This window comes from Burkholderia sp. Ax-1720 (assembly GCF_011753035.1).
GTDB classification, from domain to species: domain Bacteria; phylum Pseudomonadota; class Gammaproteobacteria; order Burkholderiales; family Burkholderiaceae; genus Burkholderia; species Burkholderia gladioli.
Window position 1 is genome coordinate 1 of the sequence record NZ_VWWK01000237.1, and the last position, 8828, is coordinate 8828.

The window sequence follows — 8828 nt, forward strand, 5'->3', positions numbered from 1 at the left end:
CCTGCGCCTGCGCCTGCGCCTGCATCGTCCCGGCGGCCGTCGTCGACGCCACCGCGAGCGGCGCCGAGCCGCTCCGGCGCGCGGCCGCGATGAACTCCGCGGCGCGCTCGCCGATCATCACCGAAGGCGCATTGGTGTTGCCGCCGATCAGGGTCGGCATCACCGAGGCGTCGACCACCCGCAAACCTTCCACGCCACGCACGCGCAACTGCGTATCGACCACCGCGCGCGCATCGCTGCCCATCCGGCAGGTGCCGACCGGGTGGTAGATGGTGTCGGCGCGCTCGACGATGGTGGCGCGCAGCCTTGCATCGTCGTCCGAAGGATCGGTATAGAGCTCGCGCCCGCCTTGCGAGGCCAGCGGCTCGGCGGCGAGGATCCGCCGCATCGCCTTGGCGCCCGTCATCAGCAGGTCCAGGTCGCGCTCGTCGCTGAAGAAGCGCGGGTCGATCAGCGGCGCCTCGCGCGCATCGCCGCTCGCCAGCTCGACCGTGCCTCGGCTCTTCGGGCGCAGCGCGCAGACGTGCAGCGAGTAACCGAAGCCCCAGTGCATGTGGCGGTTGTGATCGTCGACCAGCGCGGTGCAGAAATGCAGTTGCAGGTCGGGACGATCGAGCCCCGGCTCGCTCTTGAGGAAGCCGCCCGCCTCGGCCACGTTGCTCGACATCATGCCGTCGCGCTTCGAGAACCAGCGCAGCAGTTGCGGCGTCATCTTGGCCAGGCCGCGCAGGCAGATGCCCACCAGCTCCGAGGAATCGACGCGCTTGTTGATGATGAAGTCGATATGGTCGATCAGGTTGCGGCCGACCTCGGGCGCGTCGTGCAGCACCTCGATGCCGTGGCGGCGCAACTGCTCGGCCGGGCCGATCCCCGAGCACATCAGCAGTTGCGGCGAGTTGAACGCGCCGGCTGCGACGATCACCTCGGCGCGCGCGCCGATCGTCTCGAGCTTGCCGCCGCGCCGCGCCAGCGTCACGCCGTTCGCGCGGCGGCCCTCGAAGCCGATGCGCAGCACGGTCGCGTCGGTGATGATGTCGAGGTTGGGGCGCGGCTGGTCGTAGAGATAGGCGCGCGCCACGCTGCAGCGCGCTCCGTCGCGATGCGTGACCTGGTAGAAGCCGACGCCTTCCTGCTCGGCGCCGTTGAAGTCGTCGTTGAGCGGATAACCGGCCGCGTGCGCGGCATCGATGAATCGTTGTGCGAAGGGATTCCGGAAGCGCAGGTCGGATACCGTCAGCGGGCCGTCGGCGCCATGCCACTCGTTCGCGCCGCGCTGGTTGCCCTCGGCGCGCCGGAAATACGGCAGCACGTCGCGCCAGCCCCAGCCTTGGCAGCCCAGCGTTTCCCATTCGTCGTAGTCGAGCGGATGGCCGCGCGTGTAGATCATCGCGTTGATCGCGCTCGAGCCGCCCAGCCCGCGCCCGCGCGGCTGGTAACCGCGCCGCCCGCCGAGCCCGGGCTGCGGCACCGTCTGGTAGCCGTAGTTGGTGCCGATTTTGTACGGCACGAGCGCGGCGATGCCGACCGGCATGTTGACCAGCAGGTTGCGCTGGTTGCTGCCGCCGGCCTCGATCAGGGCGATGCTGGCGTCGGGACAGGCGTCGGCCAGGCGCGCCGCGAGGCTCGCGCCGCCCGATCCACCGCCGACGATCAGATAGTCGTACTGCATGTCATGTCTCCTTCATGTCATGATCAGCGACCCGTGCCGATGCGCATCCAGCACTTGTAATGTTCGCGCATTGTAGGAACGCGGCGCGCGCCGCGGCGCATCGAATCAAGAGCGATTCCTCTAAACGGGGCCGCCGTCCGGCCTTAAGATGGCCGGATTCGCCTCGCGCGGCAGCGAGCGACGCCAAGCCGTCGCCGGCCGCGAAATGGGAGACACAGGCATGGATCAGCACGTTCCGGCGGCGACGCATCGCGTCACCAATCAGGCTCCGCCGCTCACCGACTACAACGCGTTTGAAACCGACCTCGCGCTCGCGGCCGCCGTCGAGCGGCACGGCGCGGGCTGGCATCAAACGGCGCTCTCGCGGCACGGCGCGGCGCTCACCACCGCCGACACGCTGGCGCTGGCCGAACTCGCCAATCGTCATACGCCCGAACTGTCGACCCACAGCGCGCGTGGCGAGCGCATCGACGCGCTCGAATTCCACCCGAGCTGGCACCAGTTGCTGGCCCTGTTGCGCGGCGAGGGCCTGCATGCGCTGCCCTTCGCCGAGCCGCGCGCCGGCGCGATGGCCGCGCGCTGCGCCGGCTACTTCCTGCACGCCCAGCTCGAATCGGGCTCGCTGTGCCCGCTGACCATGACCTTCGCGAGCATCCCCGTGCTCAAAAAGGAACCGGCCCTATTCGAGGCGCTGCGTGAGCGGCTCTACACGCGCGAGCACGATCCGCGCGACATCCCGCTGGCGGGCAAGCGCTCGATGATGATCGGCATGGGCATGACCGAGAAGCAGGGCGGCTCGGACGTGCGCAGCAACGAAACGCGCGCCTGGCCGCTCGGCGCGGGCGGGCGCGGCCAGCCCTATCGCCTGGTCGGCCACAAGTGGTTCCTCTCCGCGCCGCAATGCGATGCGCACCTGGTGCTGGCGCGCACCGACGAGCACGCCGGCATTTCCTGCTTCTACGTGCCGCGCTTCTCGCCCGACGGCAGCAAGAACGCGGTGCAGGTGCAGCGCCTCAAGGACAAGCTCGGCAACCGCTCGAACGCGAGCAGCGAGGTGGAATTCCTCGATGCCTACGGCGTGATGGTCGGCGAGGAGGGGCGCGGCGTGCCGACCATCATCGAGATGGCGAACATGACGCGGCTCGACTGCGTGATCGGCAGCGCCGCGCTGATGCGGGCCGCGCTGGTGCAGGCGATCCATCACGCGCGGCACCGCAGCGCCTTCGGCCGGCTGCTGGCCGAGCAGCCGCTGATGCGCAACGTGCTGGCGGATCTCGCGATCGAATCGGAGGCGGCCACCACGCTGTTCATGCGCCTGGCCGACGCGGTCGAGCACGACGACGGCAGCTCGGCCGAGGCGCGCGGCTGGCGCCGCATCGTCACGCCGGCCGCCAAGTTCTGGGTCTGCAAGCGTGCGCTCGAATTCACCGGCGAGGCGATGGAAGTGTGGGGCGGCAACGGCTACGTCGAGACCGGGCCGATGGCGCGCTTCTATCGCGAGGCGCCGGTCAACTCGATCTGGGAAGGCTCGGGCAACGTGATGTGCCTGGACGTGCTGCGCGCCGTCGAGCGCGAGCCCGAATCGGCCGCGGCCCTGGTCGCCGCCTGGCGCGAGGCCGCCGCCGGGCATCCCGAGCTGCTGCACGCGATCGACCAGTTGCTCGATGCCTTCGCGCTGCCGGCCGAGGAACGCGAAGCCTCGGCGCGCCGCATCGCGCAACGCATCGCGCTGATCGCGCAGGCCTCGCTGCTGATCCGCCACGCACCGGCCGCGATGGCCGATGCCTTCATCGCGACGCGCCTGGGCGCCGCGAGCCACGACACGGGACGCGTCTACGGCACGCTGCCCGCCTTCGACCACGGCGCGCTTCTCGCGCGCGCGTTCCCGGCCTGACGTTCGGCCGCCAGCCTGCCTGCCAAGGAGCAGACGATGAAGAACGACCTGCCCGGACTCGCCACGCTCGACGCGCTGCTGCACGACCAGCGCGCCGCCTACCTGCGCGCGCCCTACCCCTCGTGGGACACGCGCGCGGGCCACCTGCGCGCGCTGCGGGCGATGCTGATCGACAATGCCGACGCGCTGGCCGAGGCGATCAATGCCGACTTCGGCCATCGCGCCAAGCAGGAGGTGCTGCTCTCCGAGATCTGGATGGCCAAGGAGGAGATCGACGAGGCGCTGCGCCACGGCAAGCGCTGGATGCGGCCGCGCCGCAAGCCGATGAACAAGTGGCTGAAGCCGGCACGCGCCACCGTGATCCCGCAGCCGCTCGGCGTGGTGGGCATCGTAGTGCCCTGGAACTACCCGGTGCTGCTGGCCGCGGGCCCGCTGATCTGCGCGCTGACAGCAGGCAACCGCGCCATCGTCAAGATGTCGGAACTGACGCCGCGCACCTCGGAACTGTTCGAAGTCCTGATCGCGAAGACCTACTCGCGCGATCACGTGGCCGTGGTCAACGGCGATGCGGAGATCGGCGCGGCATTCAGCAAGCTGCCCTTCGACCACCTGCTGTTCACCGGCTCGACCCAGGTGGGCCGCCACGTGATGCGCGCGGCCGCCGAGCACCTGACGCCGGTCACGCTCGAGCTGGGCGGCAAGTCGCCGGCCATCGTCGGGCCCGGCGCGCGCTTCGACAACGCGGTCGACGCGATCGTCGCGGGCAAGACGCTCAACGCGGGCCAGACCTGCATCGCGCCCGACTACGTGCTGGTGCCGCGCGGCAAGGAGGAGGCCTTCATCGAGCGGGCCCGCGCGCGCGTGGCGCGGCTCTACCCCGATTTCGCGCACAACGCCGACTACACCTCGATCATCTCCGAGCGCCACTTCGCGCGGCTCGACCGGCTCGCGGCCGAGGCGCAGGACGGCGGCGCCACCCTGCATCCGCTGACCGAGGCGCCCTGCGATCCGGCGCTGCGCCGCTTCGCGCCGGTGGCGATCACCCGCGCGCCCGACCAGTCCGCGCTGATGCAGGAGGAGATCTTCGGGCCGCTGCTGCCGATCGTGCCCTACGACACGCTCGAGCAGGCGATCGCCTACGTGAACGCGCGCCCGCGCCCGCTCGCGCTCTACCTGTTCGAGGAATCGCGCGCCAACATCGATCGCGTGATGCGCGACACCATCTCGGGCGGGGTCTCGATCAACGAGACGCTGATGCATATCGCCTGCGGCTCGCTGCCGTTCGGCGGGGTCGGCGCGAGCGGGATGGGCGCCTATCACGGCTACGACGGCTTCGTGACCTTCTCGAAGATGAAGCCGGTGCTCACGCAGGCGCGCTTCAACGCGCGCAACCTGCTCGCGCCGCCCTACGGCAAGCGCTTCGGGGCCCTGATCAAGCTGATGCTGAGGTTCTGAGGAAAGGGATCGCCGGGAGGGATCGCGGTCGTTGCGCATGCAACGGCCGGCTCCCGGCGTCGAGACCGGATCAGACGGGCCAGAGCGGCCCTTCCTGCATCGCGCCGACCTGCTCGCGCAGCTCGAGCACGCGCTCTTCCCAGTAGCGATGAGTGTTGAACCAGGGGAAGGCCGCCGGAAAGGCCGGGTCGTCCCAGCGGCGCGCCAGCCACGCCGAATAATGGATCAGCCGCAGCGTGCGCAGCGCCTCGACCAGGTGCAGCTCGCGCGGATCGAATTCGCAGAAATCCTCGTAGCCGGCCAGCAGGTCGGCCAGCGCGCTGGACGCGCCGGCGCGGTCGCCCGGCAGCAGCAGCCAGAGATCCTGGATCGCGGGCGCCATGCGGCTGTCGTCGAAGTCGACGAAATGCGGGCCGGCGTCGGTCCACAGCACGTTGCTCGGATGGCAGTCGCCGTGCGCGCGCAGCAGGCGCGTCTCGCCGGCACGCTCGAAGGCCGCCTCGACCCATTCCAGCGCCAGCGCCAGCACGGTCCGGTAGGCCTCGCGCAAATCGACGGGGATGATCTCGTTGGACAGCAGGTAGTCGCGCGAGTCGTAGCCGAAGCTGCGGATATCGAGCACCGGCCGCTCGGCATAGGCCTGGGTGGCGCCCACCGCGTGGATCCGGCCGATGAAGCGGCCCAGCCATTCGAGCGTGTCGCGCCGGTCGAGATCGGGCGCGCGGCCGCCGCGGCGCTCGAACACCGAGAAACGGAAACCCTCGAATTCGTGCAGCGTGCGGCCCTCGAAGGCGCGCGCCGGCACGGCGGGAATCTCGCGCGCGGCCAGCTCGGCGACGAAGCCGTGTTCCTCGAGGATGGCCGCGTCGGACCAGCGTCGCGGCCGGTAGAACTTGGCGACGATCGGCTGGCCGTCCTCGATGCCGGCCTGGTAGACGCGGTTCTCGTAGCTGTTGAGCGCGAGCAGGCGCCCGTCGGTGCGCAGGCCGGCGGGGATCAGCACGCTGTCGAGCGCGTCGAGCACGCGCTCGGGCGTGAGGCCCGCAAAAGGAAGGCCGGCGCTGTCGCCGGCCGGGGTGGGTTCGGAATGGTCGTCGTGCATGGCCCGCATTGTGCCGCGCGCCGCGCTGCTTGACGAGTTCTCAGTGAATCGCGGCGCCCGCGGGCAGCACGGATTCTCCGGTGTCGATCAGGTCCTCGAGAAAGAAGGGCTCGGTGTTCAGTTCCTTCGAATCGCCCGGCACGCCCGCGTACCAGGTCACCATCGCCATGTCACCGAGGATGCGCTGGACGATGCCGCGAGCGCCCTTCGGTACGGCGATATGCGTAGTGCAGACAATCGAACCGACATGCATGATGTTTCCCCACTCAAAACCGACCGGATCGCCGGCCGCGAATACTGGAATGCGCCGCCCGGGGGCGGGACGCGTTTCCATTGTTAACCGATTCGCACTTCGATGGAATCGCGTCGCATGAAAACAAAATCGCGGCCAGCGCCGCGATCCGCCGGGTCGCCCCCCATTAGGGGGACGCTTCGGCCGCGCCGGAAAACGCTGCCGGCGCACGGCAATCATAACCCGAGTGCCGTGACGCTCCAGCAGAACACAAAAACATGCACTTCGCATGACGTTCGCATCGGCTGACGCGCCCGCGCGACAGCAACGGCAAGCCCGCCGCGCGCGCCGGCCGCCGCGGCTCGCGCGAGTCGGCGGCAACCGACGCGTTTCGGGCAAGCGGCGTATCGTTGCGGTTTGTCCGTTGCAGGGAGACCCCCAGCGTGAGCGCTTCACCCGGATCGCCGGAATCGGCCGCAGACAGCCGCCCGGCGCAGCCCGCCCCGACCGCCCCCTATCTCGAGCGCGGTTCGCGCGGCTACTGGCACGCGAGCATCGCCCTGCTGTTCGCCGGCTACGCGACCTTCTCGCTGCTCTACTACGTGCAGCCGCTGCTGCCCGAATTCTCGGGTGCCTTCGGGGTGAGCCCGGCGCAGAGCAGCCTCTCGCTGTCGTTCGCCACCGCCGCGCTGGCGCTGGCCATCTTCGTGGCCGGCTTCGTCTCCGAAGAGCTCAGCCGGCATCGCCTGATGACGCTCTCGCTGACGCTGTCCTCGCTGTTCACGCTGGCCGCCGCCTTCGTGCCGCATTGGCACGAGCTGCTGGTGCTGCGCGCGCTGACCGGTATCGCGCTGGGCGGCGTGCCGGCCGTGGCGATGGCCTACCTGGCCGAGGAGGTGCATCCGGACGGGCTGGGCCTGGCGATGGGGCTCTACGTGGGCGGCACCGCGATCGGCGGGATGGCCGGTCGCGTGATCACCGGCGTGCTGGCCGAGCTGTTCGGCTGGCGCATCGCGGTGGCGGGGATCGGCGTGCTCGGGCTCGCCGCGATGCTGGCGTTCCGCGCGCTGCTGCCGCCCTCGCGGCATTTCACGCCGCGCCGCGGGCTGGGCCTCGCGCATCATCGCAGCGCGCTGGCGCGCCACCTGCGCGGCCGCCGCGAGCTGCCCGTGCTGTTCCTGATGGCCTTCGTGCTGATGGGCAGCTTCGTCACGCTCTACAACTACATCGGCTATCGATTGCTGGCGCCGCCCTACGCGATGAACCAGGCCACCATCGGCGCGATCTTCGTGGTCTACCTGGTCGGCGTGTTCGCCTCGCCGTGGTCGGGCCGCATGGCCGACTCGATCGGGCGCGGGCGCGTGCTGATGGTCGGCATCGTGATGATGGGCCTGGGCGTGGCCCTGACCCTGCTCACCCCGGTCGCGGCGATCGCGGCCGGCATCGCCTGCATGACCTTCGGCTTCTTCGCCGGCCACTCGGTGGCGAGCGGCTGGGTCGGCCGGCTCGCCAGCCAGGGCAAGGGGCAGGCCGCGGCGCTCTACCTGCTGTCCTACTACCTCGGCTCGAGCGTGATCGGCTCGCTCGGCGGCCACGCCTGGAGCGCCTCGGGCTGGGGCGGCGTGGCCGCGCTGGTGGGCGCGCTGCTGGCGGTGGGCCTGGTCGCCGCGAGCTGGTTGCGCTCGCGCGAGCGCGCCGGCGCCGCCTGACGACGATCGCGGCGCCGCCGCTCGTGTAGCGGGCACGGCGCGAGGCCTACTCGCATTCGCCACTTGCCGAGCCCGGCCCCGATGCGCTAACGTGGCGTGTCATCCGTCCTTTTCGTTCATCGAACCATGCGGCCTGCCTTGCCCGCCCAGCTCACCGATTGCCTGCCGCCTTGCGCGCGGCGGCACGGGCGCGCGCAAGCGGCACCGCCACCTCCTGTCGATCCGCCGCGCATCGGCGCGCCGCCGCCGCATCGCGCGGCACGGCGCGGCTGAACCGCGCCGCAGCTTTCCCATCGGTCCCGTTCGTCCTGCCTGCGCGTCATTCGCGCGGCGGCGTCGCGCGCGGCCGTTCCCGGTTCCGATCGACAGGACACATCATGCGATTCGCACAAGGCGCGCTCGTCGCGCGTTTCACCACTTCCTCCTTCGTGCTGCTGTGGAGCAGCGGCGCGATCTTCGCCGAACTCGGCGTGCGCCACGCTTCCGCGCTGGCCTTCCTGATCGCGCGTTTCGCGCTCGCCTCGCTGGCGCTGGCCGCGATCGGCCTGGCGCGCCGCCGCTGGCTGCCGCCGGCCGGCGGGCGGCGCATCACGGCGCTGATCGGCTTGCTGATGGGCCTGTATTCGATCGCCTACCTGCTCGCGCTCGAACACGGCATCACGCCGGGCATGCTGGCCACCTTGCTCGGCGCGCAGCCGATCCTCACCCTGGCGCTGGTCGAGCGCCGCTGGTCGGTGCCGCGCCTGGCGGGCCTGCTGCTCGCGCTG

At 70.5% G+C, this 8828-nt stretch carries 6 protein-coding genes and 1 pseudogene; 4 read left to right on the top strand and 3 right to left on the bottom strand.

Going from position 1 to position 8828, the window contains the following annotated elements:
• Positions 1-1669, bottom strand: a 1669-nt coding sequence (locus F3J18_RS33680) for a GMC family oxidoreductase N-terminal domain-containing protein (RefSeq protein WP_240156486.1), incomplete at its 3' end; no start/stop codon positions are given.
• 220 nt (positions 1670-1889) lie between these two features.
• On the opposite strand from F3J18_RS33680, the gene F3J18_RS33685 reads away from it, so the two are divergent.
• Both F3J18_RS33685 and F3J18_RS33690 read left to right on the top strand, forming a co-directional pair.
• The gene (locus F3J18_RS33685) at positions 1890-3563 is read left to right on the top strand and encodes an isovaleryl-CoA dehydrogenase (protein ID WP_166916428.1); all 1674 of its coding nucleotides are present in this window, start codon (positions 1890-1892) and stop codon (positions 3561-3563) included.
• Positions 3564-3599: 36 nt separating this feature from the next.
• Positions 3600-5018 (top strand): coniferyl aldehyde dehydrogenase, encoded by a 1419-nt coding sequence (locus F3J18_RS33690; RefSeq protein ID WP_025100312.1) that lies wholly within the window; start codon positions 3600-3602, stop codon positions 5016-5018.
• Positions 5019-5088: 70 nt separating this feature from the next.
• On the opposite strand, the gene F3J18_RS33695 is transcribed toward F3J18_RS33690, so the two are convergent.
• Positions 5089-6120, bottom strand: a complete 1032-nt coding sequence (locus F3J18_RS33695; protein WP_166916430.1) for a serine/threonine protein kinase — start codon at positions 6118-6120, stop codon at positions 5089-5091.
• 40 nt (positions 6121-6160) lie between these two features.
• Complete coding sequence (locus tag F3J18_RS33700) at positions 6161-6373, bottom strand: hypothetical protein (RefSeq protein WP_017920817.1); 213 nt, start codon at positions 6371-6373, stop codon at positions 6161-6163.
• 422 nt (positions 6374-6795) lie between these two features.
• Between F3J18_RS33700 and F3J18_RS33705 the strand changes: the two genes are divergently transcribed.
• Positions 6796-8061 (top strand): MFS transporter, encoded by a 1266-nt coding sequence (locus F3J18_RS33705; RefSeq protein ID WP_166916432.1) that lies wholly within the window; start codon positions 6796-6798, stop codon positions 8059-8061.
• Between the two features lie 377 nt (positions 8062-8438).
• A pseudogene (locus tag F3J18_RS33710) lies at positions 8439-8828 on the top strand (EamA family transporter); the annotation flags it as partial.

Coding starts and splice junctions, on each gene's coding strand:
- F3J18_RS33685 (WP_166916428.1), top strand. CDS start 1,890: ATGGATCAGCACGTTCCGGCGGCGACGCATCGCGTCACCAATCAGGCT.
- F3J18_RS33690 (WP_025100312.1), top strand. CDS start 3,600: ATGAAGAACGACCTGCCCGGACTCGCCACGCTCGACGCGCTGCTGCAC.
- F3J18_RS33695 (WP_166916430.1), bottom strand. CDS start 6,120: ATGCACGACGACCATTCCGAACCCACCCCGGCCGGCGACAGCGCCGGC.
- F3J18_RS33700 (WP_017920817.1), bottom strand. CDS start 6,373: ATGCATGTCGGTTCGATTGTCTGCACTACGCATATCGCCGTACCGAAG.